The sequence below is a fragment of the Terasakiella pusilla DSM 6293 genome, assembly GCF_000688235.1.
In the GTDB taxonomy this organism is placed as follows: Bacteria; Pseudomonadota; Alphaproteobacteria; order Rhodospirillales; family Terasakiellaceae; genus Terasakiella; species Terasakiella pusilla.
In genome coordinates this window covers 1-18,304 of sequence record NZ_JHYO01000016.1, presented here as the reverse complement: position 1 = coordinate 18,304, position 18,304 = coordinate 1, and the positions used below count along the sequence as shown (strand labels likewise).

The following is an 18,304-nucleotide window of genomic DNA, read 5'->3' as shown; positions in this document are numbered from 1 at the left end:
GTTTGAACTCCATGTGTGCTAAAATGTTTTTTTCTGGAAAAGCGGGTAGCATGTCGCCTATGTCGCAGTAGCGGCATGCTGCTCGCGCAATATTTTTCTGTGGATTTTACCCGCAGGTGTTTTAGGCAAGTCAGATACAAATTCGACCTGACGGGGATATTCATGTTGCGCTAACCTTGAACGCACCATGTTCTGGATCTCTTCAACAAACTCGTCATTGCCATCACGCTTGGAGACAACGAACGCCTTTACGATTTGACCACGTAATTCGTCCGGTACACCGATCACCGCTGCTTCCAGCACGTCATCATGTTTCAGGACCGCATCTTCCACTTCCACGGAACTAATCGTCCAGCCAGCGGAAATAATGACATCATCGGCACGTCCGCCATGATAGAAGTATCCTTCTTCATCCCGGCGCCCCAAATCCTTGGTGCGATACCATTCACCACCGCGCATCACCACCAGCTCACCGGCTTCATCGGGGTCACACTCGGTATTGTCGGCACGATGGACCTGCACCTCAACACCCGGCACGGCTTTGCCTAGCGAGCCATCCTTGACTTTAAAATCATCAGCCCCCGGATAGTTGGCCAGAATGACGCCAATTTCGGTGGTCCCATACATGCTGCAAACAGGGAGATGGAAAACTTCTTTGATAAATTCACCTGTTGCCTCGTCGATCGGCTCTCCGGTGAAAGATAGTTTTTCAAGACTATATTTATAGTTGCCGGCGGCTTCAGAATTTTTAGCAAGTCGATAGTGTGTCGCAGCTGCGGAAAGGTTTGTCACCTTCAAATCCTGAAGGACTTCCAACAGTTTTTCACCATCAAATTTGCCACAAAAAGTGCCGGTGGTAATGCCGAGCGCCAAAGGTGCCAGCGTCCCGTGCCACAGCCCATGCCCCCACGCCGGTGAGGACGGGCAGAAGAAAATATCATCCGGGCGAAGACCTGTCCCGTAAAGGGCCGCATTCATCAACGTCACAATAGAACGGTGCGTATGTTTCACCGCGTCCGGCAACTGCCGTGTCGTCCCAGAGGTATATTGAAAGACAGCAAGATCTTTGCCTTTTGAATCAACCTGGTAAGTGGACGGGTATTTTTCCAACCCTTCAAACCAGCTCTCATTCGCCACAATTTTCGCCAGACCATCTACTTCTGGTGTGATCGCGGCTTTTTCAGCGTTGGTAACAAGTAATTTTGGTTTGCAATCGTTAATTCGCAGCAAAATACCATCAGGACCAAAGAGTGTGAACATAGGGACCGCAATCGCGCCCATCTTCATCGCCCCAAAGAGTGCCACATAAAAAGCCAGACATGGCTCCAACATTACCGCAACACGATCACCCTTCTGGATGCCACGTGCGACAAGTTCATGCGCAAACTTCGAAGAGAGTTCCGAAATCTCTTTGAATGTCAGTGAAATGGTATCTGCTTCGGTGGATACGATGTTAATCGCAACCTTCTCCCCGTTAACATGACGATCGATGCATTCGTGCGCAATGTTGATCTGTTCTCTGTTGCCATCAAACAAATCCCATAACGCCTCTTTCGAGTAATGCTTCTGAGCGTCAGCATACGTGTTGTAATCCGTAAGCATTTTGACAATGACCTTTCGCATTGTTTGGTTCGTTTCATTTGTAACCTAAGCATGAGGGGCGATTATTTTATTGTCAATATGTTTTTTCTATTGTATATAGACAATGAATTTAGGAGGAAGAAATGACCGCACACACCCCAGAAAAAGACGAGAAAACTGCCAAAACAAGACAGGTTCCCGCCCTCACACGAGGTATAAAAATACTACGCAGGCTTGCCAGTTCCGATCAGCCTTTGGGCGTAAACCAGATTGCACGGGATACAGATTTAATCCCCAGCACATGCCTTCACATCCTGCGTACACTGGTAGAAGAGGGATTGGCCGATTTCGATGAAGAAACCAAAAGATATAATATCGGAATCGGCATTTTGCCTCTCGCACGGACCGTCATTCTCAAAAACGGTTTTACCCAAGTTGTGCAACCGCATCTTGATGAACTTGCCGAAGACTTCGCGATTACATCCATCGGCGTGCAAACATCTGGTCGCAACCAGATGATCGCCGTTGCCATTGCACGCACGCAACTCCCCTTTCGTTTGCAAGTAGATATCGGCAGCCGCTTTCCGGCTTACATCAGCGCGACAGGCCGGTGTTTTGCCGCCTTTAGCGACTTGCCGAAAAAGACATTAGAAAGTCATTTCAAAAAACTGATCTGGGATAACCCACCCAGCTTCGATACCTGGATGGACCAAGTCAAACAAACCAAAGAACGCGGCTATGGCATTGATAACGGCGAATATATTCGCGGCATCACAGTCCTATCCGCCCCAGTCTTCAACAAAGCGGGGGCCGTGTCTCACGCGATTGTTTCTGTCGGCGTCAGCGAGCAAATGGAAAACCAAGGAATCGATTCGTTGGCAGAACGCATGCTGAAAGCTGCCCACGACACCAGCAATTTTTTACTTAACTAGTCCCCGTTTACGGGTGTTTCAAAAATGGAGAAAAAATGCAGAACGACTTACTCAACAATGGTTGGAAAACCCGTAACGCCGTCGGCCTGATGGATGCCATCGGCCCGCTTTGGGCACGTAAAAAGGATGATGGCTGGGCCTACGGCCTGCTGACAACGCAAGCTCATGTTAATAATGCAGGCATGATCCATGGCGGCGTCCTCACCGCCCTTGCCGACCACGTCTTAAGTATTCTCGCATGGGAAGCGATGGATCGACAGGCGTGCGTCACCCTGCAACTGGACACCCATTTCATCGCGGGCGTAAAGCCCGGTGATTTTATCGAGGTACGCGGTGAGATCGCATCGAAGACACGATCCACCTTATTCTTAAACGCTCACCTCACGGTCGGGGATAAAAAAGTCGCTCAAGCCACAGGGATCTGGAAAGCCGTCCCTACTAAAAAAGCAGGATAAAAAAAATGACAGACCAACAAAAACAGGGATGGAAAGGACCGCTTGAAGGAGTACGTGTTCTGGATTTTACACGCGTTCTATCAGGCCCTTATGCAACAATGATTTTGGCCGATATGGGGGCTGAAATCATTAAAATCGAATCTGTTGAAAAAGGCGATGACACCCGTAACTTCCCCCCTTTCGTCAATGATATGAGCCACTATTTTATTGCCCTCAACCGCAATAAAAAAAGCATTTCTCTCAACCTAAAAACCCCGGAAGGCGTCAAAATCGCAAAAGACCTTGCCGCACAATGCGACATCGTCATCGAAAACTTCCGCCCCGGCGTTATGGACAAACTGGGATTAGGATATGACGCCCTGAAAGAAGGCAATGACAAACTTGTCTATTGCGCCATCAGCGGGTTCGGTGCAACAGGTCCCATGCGCGACAACCCCTCTTTCGACATCGTGGCGCAAGCCCTCTCCGGGATTATGAGTGTCAATAGAGAACCGGATCAAACCCCGACCAAACTCGGTATTCCCCTCGGCGATATGGCCGGCGGCATTTTTGGGGTCTTCGGTATCTTAGGCACCCTTCACGAAGCCACGCGCACTGGCCAAGGGCGCAAACTCGATATCTCTATGCTCGACAGTCTTTTAGGGATGTTAGGCTATCTCTCACAAATCTATTTTGTAACGGGCGAGACCCCGAAACCTTTTGGCACACGTCACCCCAACCTTGTTCCCTACGGTGCCTTTGAGACCTCTGACGGACATATTATCGTTGCCTGCCTCACCGAGAATTTTTGGTTCAACCTTGCGCGTGCGATTGAACGGGAAGACTTGATCGACGATCCGCGCTACGGCGAATATCTCGCGCGCATTGAAAATCGTGCTACCCTTGAACAAATTGTCGCTGACGCCATGAAAAAGCGCAGCACGCAAGAGTGGGAAGCCCGACTAGATGAATTTGACGTTCCCTTCGCCCCGATCTTAAGCGTTCAAGAAGCCTTGGAGCACCCCAACACCCAAGCACGCGAGATGGTGCGCACCGTAGAACACCCAGAAATCGGTACACTAAAGGTCGTTTCCAGCCCCATTAAATTTGAAGGGGAAAACATCGCGCCCATGACCGCCCCACCCACATTAGGCGAAAATACAAACGATATCCTGACCGATCTCCTTGGTATTTCCCCACAAGAGATTTCCTTGTTGCGAAAAAACGGCGTACTGGCGAAGGGGAAATAGAATCATGAAACCGAATAAAACCGTTCTTGTAACAGGTTCCACAAGCGGCATTGGCCTGGGCATCGCCCGGGTCTTTGCTCACGCAAACTACAACGTGGTCCTCAATGGTCGGACAAAAAGCACCCTGACGGAAAAACTGTGTCATGAGCTCGATCAATTAGGCAACGCAAGCGTCCAATTTTACCCAGCGGACCTGAGCAAACCAGATGATATTGACCATATGATGTCCGCACTGCCCGCCATCGATATTCTGGTAAACAACGCAGGTATGCAGCACGTCAGTCCCATCGAAGACTTCCAAACTGAAAAATGGGATCTCATCTTGGCCTTAAACCTGAGTGCAGCTTTCCACACCACGCGCATGGCTCTCCCTCATATGAGAGAACAAAACTGGGGACGCATTATCAACGTCTCCTCCGTCCACGGCCAAATCGCCTCACCCCAAAAGTCCGCCTACGTCGCGGCTAAACACGGGCTCATCGGTCTCACGAAAGTCTGCGCCCTAGAAACAGCAGAGACAGGGATCACAGCCAACGCCCTCTGTCCCGGTTGGGTCCTCACGCCGTTGGTTGAAGAACAAATCCGGCTTCGCGCAGAAAGATCCGGTAGAACGATGGAAAAGGAAAGCCAAGCCCTACTGGCCGAAAAGCAACCCTCAAAAACCTTCGCCACGCCTAAACAACTGGGAGAAACCTGCCTCTTCTTAAGCAGCGACGCAGCCAGCCAAATCACAGGCACCTCCCTAACCATGGACGGCGGCTGGACCGCCCTATAGTCGCCTCCTCAAAAACAACGAAAGTAAGTTTCTAAAAAAACAGGGGTCAAATCGTTGCCCAAAAGGGCATTTTTCAACATGACTTTTGTGCCCAGTGACGGACTAGACGGTGATAATTGTTTCAAATCAGTCCATGAGGTAAAAACTCTGAACCTAAAGCATTTCCTATGCTTACCGATTAAAAACGCTCTTCACCACACAACACTATTTAGATCGACGGAGCTTCGGGAGGCAGGGGCTCTTTTATCCTCACCCTGAAGAAACTTAACCAAACCGCGCCCTAGTCAATTGAGACGGGGCGCCCTTCTTCATCGACAGCGACCATGACAAAGTCGCTTTTTGCGCACAGGCGACGCTCCCCTGTCAAAAGATTTTCGGCTTCCATCACAACGGAGACGGTTAACGAGGTCCGACCGGTTTTGATGACTTTACCAGTTAACTCCACAAGTTCCCCCACATAAGCCTTTGCCGTAAAATCATTGCGCAAGGAGGACGCCATGACAAAGACCTTTCGTGCATACCGAGTCGCTGTGATAAAAGCCGCCTTGCCCATCATATTCAACGCATGCCACCCAAACAAATTGCCGTAATGGTTGGCCTGATCGGCAAAGACCATCTCGACAAATTGACATTCTGCCGGTTTTTCCAAAGGGTCTTCGGTGACTTCAACCGGTGTAAATTCCGGTAAATTTCCGCGGTCTTTTTCGGTCGCAACCATATTAAACACGCCGCAGGTACAACGGATGCGTCGAGGCAACAACAGATCTTCAGCATACATATCGACCTGAATACGGGCCGAGCGCCTTCCCGCAGAAATAACACGTCCCACATAATCGATAATTTGACCGCAAGAGGCCGGGCCTTCAAAGTCCAAACGTTCACATGATGCCGTGACAAAATGACGCTGCCCAAAGCGCGAGGCAACAACAAAGGCGACCTTATCCATTTCCGACAGGGCTTTACCGCCAAACAGGGTGCCATGGTGATTGGTGTCACCGGGAAAGACAATATCAATTAAATGTGTTTTTTGATGAATTGGGTTCGTCATAATCTATTCCTGAAAAAAGAAGGCAGAGTGTGCCAGGACGTTCCCCTTTGGAATGGGAAAGACACACTCTGCCTAGATTGGTGCATTCTACTATCAAAAATGCACCGGGAGAAGTTTAACGGTTCTCTTTCACTAGATGGGTGCGGAACTGATCTCCCCAGTTCCCCGTACCGTTATGATAGCGCGAGGTCCGAACCAATTCGATCGTGGCCCCCGCATCAACCAGTTTTTTCACCGCTAAATTCAACTGGTCGACCTGATAACTCATCCAGGACGACGCTTCGTGGATATCTGTCGGCTGGGGGCAAGTGCCTGCCCCCGGAATTGCCAAAATATGTTCATCATCCATTCGGGAAACCTCCTATTCTGCCGCAGAACCAAACTGGTTCATCGTGTTATTATGGCCACCTGCTTTCAAGGCACGATCACCACTGACCATCTCTTTAAACGTATCACCAAGATCACTGCCCACTTCATGCTGATGTTTCACCGCACTGATGCCACGGCGGATTTCTTCGCGCTGAATTGTGTTTACATAAGCAAACATTTTGTCGTCGCCAAAATATCCACGGGCCAAATCATCCGTTGCCTTCGCTGTCATATGGAATGTGGGCAATGTAATCAGATTGTGGAAGACGCCAGCCTGTGTCGAAATATCCACCTGGAAGCGACGCAGACGTGCATCGGCTTCCAACCCCAGCTCGGTCTCATCAAAATCCGCTGACATCAATTCCGCCCCAGCCGGGTAATCGGTTTCACTGATCTTACCGGCCTCAAGCCAATCGGCGCGCACCTGTTTACGCAGATTTAATGTCCAGTTAAAAGACGGGGAATTGTTGTACGTAAGCTTGGCAGTCGGCACCACTTTGCGAATTTCATTCACCATCCCGGCAATTTCCGCAACGTCAGGTGTATCTGTCTCAATCCAAAGTAAATCTGCGCCGCCTTGTGTCAGACTTGCCACACAATCTTCAATCACACGGGCGCGCCCTGTCCCTTCCTGAAACTTGAACAAGCCATTGGCCAAACGCTCCGGTCGCACGGTCTTCCCGTCGCGAATGAGGACCAGTTCATTTTCACTTGCACGGTTAATATCCGTGATTTCTTCTGTCTTCAGCCATTTAATATATTCTGCTGACAAATCCCCGGCTTGCTGGGAAACCGGAATTTTCTGCGTCAGCCCCGCGCCGAGACTATCTGTACGCGCGACGATCACCCCGTCGTCCACACCCAATTCTTCAAAGGCAATACGGCACGCACGTAATTTTTCGATAAAGTCTTCCCGCGGGACCGTGACCTTGCCATCTTGGTGGCCACATTGCTTGGCATCTGACACCTGATTTTCAATCTGCAAGCAACAGGCCCCCGCCTTAATCAGTTCTTTTGCCAACAAATAGGTGGCGTGTTCATTGCCGAACCCGGCATCAATATCCGCAATAATCGGAACCACATGAGATTCAAAGGCATCAATCCGGGCAATGATCTCATTTATTGTCACCTCACCAGCGCCTTGCTCACGTGCGCTACGCAGTTCTTTAAACAGATCATTCAGTGCCACTTCATCGGCCTGACGCAAAGACACATAAATCTCTTCAATCAGATCAGCCACCGCAGTTTTTTCATGCATACTCTGATCCGGCAAATGACCAAAACGGTTTCGTAACCCCGCAACCATCCAGCCGGACAGATACACGTAAGCCCCCTTGGTTGTGCCGCGCAGGCGTTTAACCGACTTAATCATCTGCTGTGCATGAAAGCCGGACCAACACCCAAGCGACTGGGTCGAACGGTTGGGATCTGCATCATACGCCGCCATATCTTCGCGCATAACAGAGGCCATTTCTTTGGCAATATCCAGATGAGTGGCATAGGTGTTCTGAATTTTCAGCTGAGCAATTTCATCAATAGCGATCCCGCTGGGTGTGACCCCTTCGGGGTAGCGCGCCAAAAGGTCTGCGTGAATTTGGGTATAGCTTTTACGGGTACTCATTGAGACATCTCCTTAACTTTATAAATGGCTTCTATCCAATCTGCTTTCTTCAGCAGAATTTTGTAGGCAGGGGTGGTCAGGAAGGGTTCCAGCTCGCTTGACAGGCACAATTCCAAAAACAGTTTGATGGCCTCTTCAAACATGCCCCCTTTAAAATCTTTGGTTTCTTCCGCAACAATCTGCACCAGAAGGAAACGGGTCAGGCCACGGTTGGTGTCCGCGAAAAATGCCCCGTGTCGCAACCATTGCCAGACCTGCGTGCGGCAGATTTCTGCCGTGGCGGCATCTTCCATCAGGTTGTAAAGCGGCACACATCCTTGCCCGCGCAACCAAGCTTCCAGATAGGAAACACCCACACGGATATTGCCGCGCAATCCCTCTTCGGTAAGGGTGCCTTCTGGACAGGCGGTCAGATCAGCGGCACTCACCTCGACATCCGGGCGCTGTTTTTCAAGCTGATTGTCCTGATCGATATACGCGTTGAAAGCTTCAAAAGCGGTGTCGATCAAACCGGGATGGGCAACCCATGTGCCATCATGACCATTGCTGGCTTCGCGTTCTTTATCGGCGCGCACCTTGTCAAAGGCCTGTTGGTTTGCCGCTTCATCCCCCTTAATCGGGATCTGCGCGGCCATACCGCCCATGGCATGTGCCCCGCGACGATGACAGGTCTTAATCAAGAGCTGACTATAGGCACGCAACGCCGGCGCGGCCATGGTCACTTGTTCGCGATTAGGGACCAGAAAATCCGGTTGCTTCCCCAATGTCTTAATCATGGAGAAAATGTAATCCCAGCGACCACAGTTCAGCCCGACGATATAATCACGAAGTTCAAATAAAATCTCGTCCATCTCGAAGGCAGCAGGTAAAGTCTCGATCAACACAGTTGCGCGGATTGTCCCCTTCGCCAGACCCAACACCGTTTCGGCTTCCCCAAAAATATCGTTCCAAAGACGGGCCTCCAGATAGCTTTCCATCTTAGGCAGATAAAAATAGGCCCCTGTGCCTCGTTTTGTTAATTCCTCTGCATTGTTGAAAACAAACAATCCAAAATCGACCAGGGCCGCAGACAGGGCTTGGCCCTCAATCTGCAAATGCGCTTCTTCCATATGCCAGCCCCGTGGGCGAACAATCAAAACCGCAAGCCCGTCTTCTTTCAACGCATAGGCCTTGCCCGATTTTTCATCTGTGAAACGGATGGTGCGACGAACCGCATCATAAATGTTCACCTGACCGTCCAACATATTGTCAAATGTCGGGGTCGAGGAATCCTCGAAATCTGCCATAAAGGCCTTGGCACCGGAATTCAGCGCATTGATAATCATTTTGCGATCAACCGGACCCGTAATTTCCACACGGCGATCCAGCAAATCTTGCGGAGCCGGAGATACTTTCCAATCAGCCGCTCTGATCTCGGCTGTTTCTGGATGAAAACCCAGTTTTTCTTCCCCACGATCAAGACGGGCCTGACGCTCTGCACGGGCTGCCACCAGCGACTTGCGGCGCTCCCCAAATTTTTCTTCCAGCAGAGTGACAAAACCCAATGCTGCCTCGCTCAAAATATGATCGTGAGCAGAACGGGTTTCGACCAATACCGAAATGCGATTTGTAAAGTCTTCACAATCCTGTTTCTGAAGTGCGGCACTTATTGTCATGTCATTTACCTTTCCATATTGCCCTGCCGAGAAAGTGTTTCTCCAAGGCGTCTTTGCATTTACTTAATTTACATTGCGGACGATTGCTGCAAGTGCTAAAAATTGAAAAAAGGTTTTAAAGTCAATGGATTGACAAGAAATTCACGCATTATGTAAATTTTGTAAATGGTATAAAACATGGCTGAAAGAAAGATATTTGCAGGCCCTCGCCTGAAAAGAACACGCCAAGGGCTGAGCATCAGTCAGGCCCAAATGGCACGTGATCTGGGCATCTCGCCAAGTTACCTTAATTTGGTCGAACGCAATCAGCGCCCCTTAACAGCGCAGCTTCTTCTCAAGCTTGCCGACACCTATAATCTTGATTTGCGGGAATTAAGTGGGGACAGTGAAGAACGCCTCGCCTCAGAAATAACGGAGGTCTTGTCGGATCCGGTTTTCTCCGTCCCCCTGCCCACTTCAGCGGAAATTCTCGATGTTGCGAGCTCCAGCCCCAAGTTTTCAGCGGCTTTGCTCCACCTCTATCAAACTTATCAGCGTCAGATAAACCAAGAAGACCCTCTCAATGAGAGCCTTTCTGAACGAAATCGGCGCTTGCCCGATGACAAAAACCGATTCCCGATTGAAGAAGTGCGCGATTATTTCCATGCTCGACATAATTTTATCGAAGAACTCGATCTTCATGCGGAAAATCTCTATGACACACTCAAACAGACGGACAACCTCTTTACAGCCTTACGCACTCACCTGAGCGAAAAACATGGCATTCGCATCAGCATCTTGCCGTTACACGCCATGCCTGACACCCAAAGACGGTTTGACCACCACAACAAGCGCCTGTTTTTGTCAGAACTTTTGCCGTTGCCTAGTCGCATTTTCCAAGCTGGCGTCATGATCGCACAACAAGAACAAAGTCAGTGCATCACCCAACTTACAGAAGAAGCAGGTTTTGATACTGAAGATGCCAAACAACTCTGTCGGATCGGCCTTGCCAACTATTTTGCCGGCGCCCTGATGATGCCCTATTGCGCCTTCATCGAGTCCGCACGGTCTTTAAGATATGATATTTCAATTCTATCCGCGCGATTTGGGGCCAGCATCGAACAAGTTGCCCATCGGCTGTCTACCCTACAACGCACCAACAACCGGGGTGTGCCGTTCTTTCTCTTGCGACTTGATAACGCTGGAAATATTTCTAAGCGATTTTCGGCGGATGGATTTCATTTTGCGAAATTTGGCGGCACCTGTCCCAAATGGAACGTCCATGATGCTTTTGCCACGCCTGGACAAATCATTGTGCAACCCGTGCAATTGCCGGACAGCACCTCTTATTTAACCATGTCACGCACCGTCGATACCATCAACGGCCCCCACCCAGAACCTGCACGAAAACTGGCCATCAGTCTGGGGTGCGAAATTGGATATGCCGATCAAGTCGTCTATGGGGATGGCTTACAGCTTGATAACCCCTCCGCCCTCACCCCAATCGGCGTGACCTGCCGTATGTGTGAGCGCCACAACTGCACCTCCCGCGCGTTCCCCCCCATGACACAACCGCTAAAAATTGATGCCAACCTTAAAAAACTCTCCGCTTTCGAATTTCACTAAGCTTCATCAAGGCGATCATTGCTCATACTCTAGCCGTTAAGCAGCCACAAAGAATGGGCTCGGTCAGGAGATAGACACTTGTGAAGAAAATATAAAACAAGTTAATGTGATCTTTCTGTGTAACGTCTATTCTTTAGGCCTGCCAAAGATCATCTGACGACGCTTCTAATTTTGCTGGAGTTTTTTTTATGGGTAAATGGACACTTAATGATGCGCATAGCCTCTACCGTGTTGCACAGTGGAGCAATGACTATTTCAACATCAGTGACTGTGGAAACCTTGTTGTTCAACCCTACCCGACAAATAAAAAATTCCAGATAAAGATACAGGATGTTGTTGATGAACTTCGACAACAAAACGTGTCGTTCCCTGTTGTGATGCGCTTTCATGACATCTTGAAAGACAGGGTGGTGAAGCTGAATGAAGCGTTTGACAAGGCCATCAAAGATCATTCTTACGCGGGCGAATACCGCGGTGTGTATCCCATTAAAGTCAATCAAATGCGAGAGGTCGTTGACGAGATCGTTGATGCGGGCATGCCTTTTCACTATGGGCTAGAAGCGGGTTCTAAAACAGAACTCATGGCCGTTCTCAGTTTCAAAACCTCCCCTCAGGCCTTGACCATTTGTAACGGATATAAAGACGAAGCCTTGTTGCGACTTGCGCTTAGTGGCGTGAAGATGGGGCGCAAGGTCTTTGTTGTGATCGAAAAATACAGCGAAATCCCCCTGTTGCTCAAGCTTGCCGAGGAAATGAATGTTCGCCCCTTAATTGGTTTGCGTATCAAAATGCGCGTCACCACGGAAGGGCGTTGGAGTGGCTCCAGCGGTGAAAAGGCAAAGTTTGGCCTGACCATCTCAGAACTTATTCAAGCCATCGAATATACCGAGGAAAGAGGCTTCGCGGACTGTATACAGCTATTGCATTTCCATGTCGGCAGCCAACTTTCAGACAGCAGCTACATTACAAGTGCCGTTGAAGAAGGCACCCGCGTCTATGCCCGTCTTAAAAAACGGGGGGTCCCGATCAAATATCTTGATATCGGCGGCGGTCTCGCGATCGATTACGATGGTTCAGGAACAAGCCGACATTCCTCCATGAACTATAGCCTTGATGAATATGCCGTCCATGTTGTCGCCAGTGTCCAGCAGATGTGCCAACTTGAAAAAGTTTCAGAACCCAACCTCGTCACAGAGAGTGGACGGGCTATTACCGCGCACCATTCCTGCGTCATTATGCAGGTACAGGGTGAGATTTCACCCCAAGGTGTTGCACGTAAAATCCCAGAACCGGCTGAAGATGAACATTATCTACTCAGTAATCTACGCGAACTCTTGGACAATGCCCGCACGCAGGCCAATTCCGTTGAAGCCAAAGGTCAGGCCCGCACCACCTTTGACGACCTTTTGGTCGGCTTCAAATTGGGTGTTGTGCGCTTGGAAGAGGTTGCGACGGCTGAAAATATCTATTGGGAAATTTTGCGTGTTCTCGAAAATTGTGAACAGGAAGAAGACACAGAAGATGCAATGCATAATATGCTGGCGACACAATACCTGTGTAACTTTTCCCTTTTCCAATCCGCTGCGGACAGTTGGGCTATTCAACAACTTCTTCCCGTCGCGCCTCTGACTAATCTGGGTACGGAACCAACGAAACGGTGTACCCTTGCAGATATTACCTGTGACAGTGACGGTAAAATTGACCGCTTCGTTGCTGAAATGGGGGAAAGGCCAACTTTGCTGTTGCATGAGTTGGAAGAAAATAAACCCTACTACATCGGCCTGTTCCTAACCGGGGCCTATCAGGACGTGATGGGCGATATGCATAACCTGTTTGGTCGCTTGAACGAAGTCCATGTCTTTGCTGATGAACAAGACCCAAACAATTTCTATGTTGAAGAATATGTCAAAGGCAGCAGTGCCTCTAAAGTCCTGCGTATCATGCAATATAACCCGGAAAGTATGGCAAGTTCCGTCAAAAAGGAAGTTGATCAAAAAGTAAAAGAGGGCGTCATGAAGGCACGCGAAGGGGTTCAACTGGTCGATTTCTACGAAAAGTGCCTGAAAAGCTATACCTATCTAAAAGCTTAATCGGTCGATTATCCTATAATCGACCAACAGGGTGCGTTTCACACCCTTTCTTCAGGGCGAGCAAACATAGAATATCATGGGCAATCGTCGCGGCCGAAAGGGCCGTTACTTCTGCCACATCATAGGATGGGCAAACTTCAACCACATCAGCACCAACCAAATTGAGATCCCCCAACCCTCTCACAATCGCCAAGGCCTGCGCAGAAGATAATCCCCCGGGGACGGGCGTTCCCGTCCCGGGTGCGAAGGCGGGGTCCAGACAGTCAATATCAAACGTCAGATAGACCTTGTTTGATCCGATGCGCGATTTGATCGCTTCAATTGTTTTATCAACACCTTCACGGTGGACCCAAGGCGCTGTCAAAATGTCAAACCCATGATCGCTATCATTATACGTTCTGATCCCCACTTGGCAGGAGCGCGAGACATCGATCAAATTTTCATTTTTTGCCCGTAAAAACATCGAACCGTGATCAAAGCGTTTCCCATCATCCTCCCACGTATCGCAATGGGCATCAAAGTGCAACAAGGACACCGGGCCATGTTTCGCCGCAATCGCCTTCAAAATGGGATAGGTCACAAAATGGTCCCCGCCCAATGAAAGCGGGATAACGCCCGCGTCCGTGATTTTTTTAATATGACCTTCAATGGTTTCTATGACCGTCTCTGGATGATGCGGATCAATAAAACAGTCGCCATAATCAACAACGGACAGATGCTCAAACGGATCAAACCCGAAAGGAAAAGCTTTCAACTCAGCCAACTGCACGGACGCTGCCCTGATGGCGCGTGGTCCAAGACGACTGCCCGAGCGATACGTCACCGCACAATCGAACGGAATACCACTGACAGCAACATCGATATTTGCAAGGTCTCGACTGTAGCGTCGTCTCAAGAAACTAAGCGCGCCACCGTAGGTCATCTCGGGCCAGCGTCCCAACGCATCCTGCTTTAGAAAAGCCTGATCGCCAGTTTCACAATCGTTCTCTTTAGTTCCCATTTCACAAGCCCCAAATACCGTTTCATCCGTCAGATTTAGTATTAGCGAGAGTATGTGAAGTTCTGGTTTCTGACAATCAGAAAAAAAAGGACTTCACCAATTGAGTCTGGTTCCGAAACCGGCTTTGAAGACCAACGAATATTAATTTGACAAAATAGCAATTCATCGCAATATGGCTTGTCTACCCTTTCGTATTGAAGACTATCACGAAAGCTATAAACGCTTAAATATAGAGCGGATTAATCAGCGAACGACATCCCCCACAACTGCCTGAATTTGAGGTTAAAATCATGTCCAAAACAAAAAGAGAAAACCAACCGAAGCTGATCGTTCGCAATACAGAAATAGGTGACATCAAAAAAATACAAGCGCTCTATACAAAATCCTATCCAGACGTTCCGCCGTATTCAGCCTCCCAGATCAAAGGGCATATTCAGCAATTTGCACGAGGCCAGTTTGTCGTTCTGTTTGAAGATGAGATTGTTGGGTTTTGCGCGACCTGTATACTTCCTGAGAAGTTGGCTTTCTCAAAACATAGCTGGGACAGCATCACAGGGGGCGGTTATGCCTCCCGCCATGATCCAAATGGTGACTGGCTATATGGTGTTGAGGTGCTGGTTGATGCGGATATGCACGGAAACCGGATCGGGCAACGCCTTTATAATGAACGTAAACAGCTCTGCATGGATCTTGGGCTCAAAGGGATTGTTTTTGGGGGACGTCTTCCAAACCTTGCCAAAAGGTGGAAACAGGCAGGCAGTGCCGAAAATTATATTGAGCAAGTCCAACAGAAGAAATTCCGTGATCCGGTCCTTGGTTTCCAACTGCGACATGGTTTTGAACCCATAGGGGTCCTGCCACAATATTTCCCTGCTGACCATGCCTCCTTGGGGTTTGCCTCCCACATGGTTTGGAAAAACCATAAGTATGTGGAAGACTTACCTTCAAAAGCAACAAAACAAAGAGGACGGGTTGAGCAGACGGTCCGTGTCTCCATTGTTCAATATCAGCAACGAAAAGTCGCCTCCTTTGAAGAATTTGCAAAGCAGGTTGAATATTTCGTTGATGTTGTTGCCGATTACAAAGCCGATTTTGTCCTTTTCCCCGAACTATTTACGCTTCAATTGCTGTCAATTGAAAACCAGGAAATTCCTGCCTCTGAAGCCATTGAGACCCTGACACAATATACGGCGCCCTTAAAAGAACTTCTCAGCCGTCTTGCTGTGAGTTACAACATTAACATTATTGGCGGTTCCCATCCCACCCGCGATGAGGAAGGCAATATCCTCAATATTTGCTATGTCTGTTTGCGTGATGGGTCCATTCATCAGCAGGCAAAAATCCATCCGACCCCGAACGAGCGCTATTGGTGGAACATTGAGGGGGGCAATGAGTCACAAACCATTTTGACCGATTGCGGACCAATTGGCGTTATGATCTGTTATGACAGCGAGTTTCCAGAAATGGCCCGTCATCTCACCGATCAAGGGGCAGAGATTTTGTTTGTCCCATTCTGTACAGACGAGCGCCAAAGCTACTTGCGGGTTCGCTATTGTTCACAGGCAAGAGCAATTGAAAACCAATGCTTCGTCGTTATGGCGGGGAATGTTGGCAACCTTCCTAATGTGGCCAATATGGATATTCAATACGCACAAAGCTGTATTTTGACACCTTGCGACTTTCCCTTTGATCGCGACGGCATTGCGGCAGATACCACACCAAATGTAGAAATGGTCGCTTTTGCCGATTTGCGTTTGGAAGACCTGCGAGAAGCTCGCCACACCGGGACGGTACAAAACCTCAAAGACCGCCGCTTCGATCTCTACTCCGTAAATTGGAAAGTCATACAGTAAGATTCATTAAAGTCAGGGGTCCACATAAAACGCTCTACAATCGTTTTGTTCGTTGGAGCAAGAAGGGCGTTTTGGACAAAATACTTGCAGGTCTTGCGGCTGATCAGGGAGTTCCTGATCAGCTTCAAATTGATGCCACACCTTAAAGCACACCGCACGGCTGCCAGCCTACTCAATCTCCCTCACTTCGTTCGAAGAGACGATGAAAGGGGATGTTCCCCGCCGTATCGGGCGAACAAAAGGTGGATTGAATGGGGCGATAACACCTGAACGTCTCAGCCTTCTTGAGACCTTACATACCCGCTCAACATCAGGAAGCTCGCAAGGAAATAGGTCGCTTGCCACCATGTACTCCAGAAGGAGAAGTTAAATAAGCCTGTGCCCCAATAGGTCAGTTGAACCATAATAAAGATCAACAAACAGGCCGACTGTGTCGTTAAATAACGACGGACCGACGTAACCACAACATAGGTAACAAGCATCACAACAGGAAGCGTCGCAATCAATCCGCCATCAATCAGCATTTCCACCAACCAATTGTGCGGATGGGACGGAAGGGCCGTGATATTCTCAAACCCGCTCAGACTTCCGAAACGGCCCACAAAATACTCGGTTACAGGCTGGTTTGCCAACGGGTGATAGTTCGAGGCATTGAGACCAAATCCCACCCACGGGCTTTCTTGAAACAGTTCAAACCCAAAGGTCCAGATCAGTTGACGGTGGAAGTCGATCAGCCAGACAGGTACAGGTGTCATAGACATATTTTCCGCACTGCTTGAATACAGCTGACCAGGCAGCCACCACGCCAATATCGCGACCAAAACCGCTACCACTGCGACTGCAATCAAGATTGCCTGCTTTTTAGAAAAACGCGACAAGCTGAAAAGTGAAACCCCTGCCGACATCATAATCGCCATTCCCAACAAACTGACTTTGGACTGACTATCCAATACAGCTAAAATATAGAGAACCACCGACGCAACACCAACTCCCACCCACAAGGGGGTGCGGTCCTTAACAGATTGATAAACAACGATTGGCAAAAGCAGCAGCAACCCGTTGAGCAACAGTTTGTTCAGCTTGTGATCAACATGCAGCTGATATAAATTTAACGCGACCACACATAGAAAAGCCACAGCCATGACCTTGAAAATAAGCTCAAGGCGATCCTTCAGGCTAAAGCAGACAAAGCTGATCAGCCCCAACAGCAACCATGTCCGTCCCCAAGCCTCAAACGACAGCCCGATGCGCAGGGAGAACGGAATATTAACCGCGCTCGCCACCGCAACCACCCCCAGCAGCATCACAAAAGGACGCGACATTCGCCCGGTCATCTCTGACACAATCTGTTTAATCGGCACGGCGAATAAAATCGCGAGGAACGCAAGCCCCAACGTTACCCCCACCATGGCCCGACCAAAAGCCAATGACGGGACAGCCAGCGCCACAAACACAGCCGCAAAGGTCAAAAAGTGGGAGGTCGCTTTATGAGGTACCATCAAATTTCTATTTTATCTGATCAAAACTAAAGACCGCCTTTGCACGAAAGGCAACTCCCCTTCTTAAAACAGGTTTTTCCCGATTAGGCAACCATCACCCCTCGCCTAAAAGAAAAAGATGGAAAGGGGTATTTCATCCTTTCCATCTTTCCTCACAGATCAGGCTCATGGCTACAGAACCTTCGCATCTTAACTTTCTTGCGCCTGACAGACGAAGCCATCCGCGGGGGGACACATGGTTTCCACCTTTTTCAGGGCCTGCCGCTTATCGGCGGCCTGCACGATATAACTGCGCCCTTCGGCCCAATAATCTTCAAAACGATCATGATGTCTATTTTCTTTGACCAAGGCGCGCACCTCGGCATTAAAGACTTTGATCAAATAATCTTCCCCTTGCGGGTGCATATTTGCTTTTCCCATTTCCCTGCTCACACTTTATTTTTGTCGGAAACGTTGGGGATTAACCCAACTCTTTTTCCAATTCCGGTACGGCTTCGAAGAGATCCGCAACCAGACCGTAATCGGCAACCTGGAAGATCGGTGCTTCTTCGTCTTTGTTGATCGCGACGATCACTTTAGAATCTTTCATCCC

At 49.1% G+C, this 18,304-nt stretch carries 15 protein-coding genes and 2 pseudogenes; 8 read left to right on the top strand and 9 right to left on the bottom strand.

Translation table 11 applies throughout. The features are described from left to right. Window positions 1-57: 57 nt before the first annotated feature. Window positions 58-1,602 (bottom strand): acetate--CoA ligase, encoded by a 1,545-nt coding sequence (locus Q397_RS0111980; RefSeq protein WP_038013766.1) that lies wholly within the window; start codon window positions 1,600-1,602, stop codon window positions 58-60. Window positions 1,603-1,724: 122 nt separating this feature from the next. On the opposite strand from Q397_RS0111980, the gene Q397_RS0111975 reads away from it, so the two are divergent. From Q397_RS0111975 to Q397_RS0111960, 4 genes are read left to right on the top strand one after another with little or no spacing between them, the layout of a single operon-like run. Beyond that, window positions 1,725-2,513: an IclR family transcriptional regulator gene (locus Q397_RS0111975; protein ID WP_028879628.1), complete on the top strand. Its 789-nt coding sequence runs from the start codon at window positions 1,725-1,727 to the stop codon at window positions 2,511-2,513. A gap of 35 nt (window positions 2,514-2,548) precedes the next feature. Further along, window positions 2,549-2,968 carry a PaaI family thioesterase gene (locus Q397_RS0111970; RefSeq protein ID WP_028879627.1) on the top strand — a complete coding sequence of 140 codons (420 nt, stop codon included), beginning with the start codon at window positions 2,549-2,551 and terminating at the stop codon, window positions 2,966-2,968. 5 nt (window positions 2,969-2,973) lie between these two features. Beyond that, the gene (locus tag Q397_RS0111965; protein ID WP_028879626.1) at window positions 2,974-4,197 is read left to right on the top strand and encodes a CaiB/BaiF CoA transferase family protein; all 1,224 of its coding nucleotides are present in this window, start codon (window positions 2,974-2,976) and stop codon (window positions 4,195-4,197) included. 4 nt (window positions 4,198-4,201) lie between these two features. Continuing rightward, window positions 4,202-4,972: a 3-hydroxybutyrate dehydrogenase gene (locus Q397_RS0111960; RefSeq protein WP_028879625.1), complete on the top strand. Its 771-nt coding sequence runs from the start codon at window positions 4,202-4,204 to the stop codon at window positions 4,970-4,972. A gap of 280 nt (window positions 4,973-5,252) precedes the next feature. Here Q397_RS0111960 and Q397_RS0111955 read toward each other — a convergent pair whose 3' ends face one another. The 4 genes from Q397_RS0111955 to aceB form a co-directional block, all read right to left on the bottom strand. Then, the gene (locus Q397_RS0111955) at window positions 5,253-6,020 is read right to left on the bottom strand and encodes an acyl-CoA thioesterase (protein ID WP_028879624.1); all 768 of its coding nucleotides are present in this window, start codon (window positions 6,018-6,020) and stop codon (window positions 5,253-5,255) included. A 115-nt stretch (window positions 6,021-6,135) separates the two neighbouring features. Beyond that, window positions 6,136-6,369, bottom strand: coding sequence for a hypothetical protein (locus Q397_RS22260; RefSeq protein ID WP_038013736.1), 234 nt, complete (start codon window positions 6,367-6,369; stop codon window positions 6,136-6,138). 12 nt (window positions 6,370-6,381) lie between these two features. Beyond that, a complete protein-coding gene (locus tag Q397_RS0111945; RefSeq protein ID WP_028879623.1) occupies window positions 6,382-8,010 on the bottom strand; it encodes an isocitrate lyase in 1,629 nt (542 codons plus the stop codon). Continuing rightward, window positions 8,007-9,665: a malate synthase A gene (gene aceB / locus Q397_RS22255; RefSeq protein WP_051609960.1), complete on the bottom strand. Its 1,659-nt coding sequence runs from the start codon at window positions 9,663-9,665 to the stop codon at window positions 8,007-8,009. Before aceB ends, Q397_RS0111945 begins: the two co-directional genes overlap by 4 nt. Window positions 9,666-9,842: 177 nt before the next feature. Here aceB and Q397_RS0111935 point away from each other — a divergent pair, with 177 nt between their 5' ends. Together Q397_RS0111935 and speA are read left to right on the top strand one after the other, a co-directional pair. After that, entirely contained in the window at window positions 9,843-11,270 is a 1,428-nt protein-coding gene (locus Q397_RS0111935) for a helix-turn-helix domain-containing protein (protein ID WP_028879622.1), read from the top strand. 188 nt (window positions 11,271-11,458) lie between these two features. Next, window positions 11,459-13,360 (top strand): biosynthetic arginine decarboxylase, encoded by a 1,902-nt coding sequence (gene speA / locus Q397_RS0111930; protein WP_028879621.1) that lies wholly within the window; start codon window positions 11,459-11,461, stop codon window positions 13,358-13,360. Window positions 13,361-13,373: 13 nt separating this feature from the next. Here speA and speB read toward each other — a convergent pair whose 3' ends face one another. Then, window positions 13,374-14,360, bottom strand: coding sequence for an agmatinase (speB, locus tag Q397_RS0111925; RefSeq protein WP_028879620.1), 987 nt, complete (start codon window positions 14,358-14,360; stop codon window positions 13,374-13,376). Between the two features lie 290 nt (window positions 14,361-14,650). Here speB and Q397_RS0111920 point away from each other — a divergent pair, with 290 nt between their 5' ends. Further along, window positions 14,651-16,213 (top strand): carbon-nitrogen hydrolase family protein, encoded by a 1,563-nt coding sequence (locus tag Q397_RS0111920; protein ID WP_028879619.1) that lies wholly within the window; start codon window positions 14,651-14,653, stop codon window positions 16,211-16,213. Between the two features lie 17 nt (window positions 16,214-16,230). Further along, window positions 16,231-16,466 (top strand): annotated as a pseudogene (locus Q397_RS25415) (IS5/IS1182 family transposase); the annotation flags it as partial. 22 nt (window positions 16,467-16,488) lie between these two features. On the opposite strand, the gene Q397_RS0111915 reads toward Q397_RS25415, so the two are convergent. The 3 genes and pseudogenes from Q397_RS0111915 to Q397_RS24720 form a co-directional block, all read right to left on the bottom strand. Beyond that, window positions 16,489-17,712, bottom strand: a complete 1,224-nt coding sequence (locus Q397_RS0111915; RefSeq protein WP_028879618.1) for an O-antigen ligase family protein — start codon at window positions 17,710-17,712, stop codon at window positions 16,489-16,491. A gap of 189 nt (window positions 17,713-17,901) precedes the next feature. Next, window positions 17,902-18,132: a hypothetical protein gene (locus tag Q397_RS0111910; RefSeq protein ID WP_051609959.1), complete on the bottom strand. Its 231-nt coding sequence runs from the start codon at window positions 18,130-18,132 to the stop codon at window positions 17,902-17,904. A 40-nt stretch (window positions 18,133-18,172) separates the two neighbouring features. Further along, a pseudogene (locus tag Q397_RS24720) lies at window positions 18,173-18,304 on the bottom strand (electron transfer flavoprotein subunit alpha/FixB family protein); the annotation flags it as partial.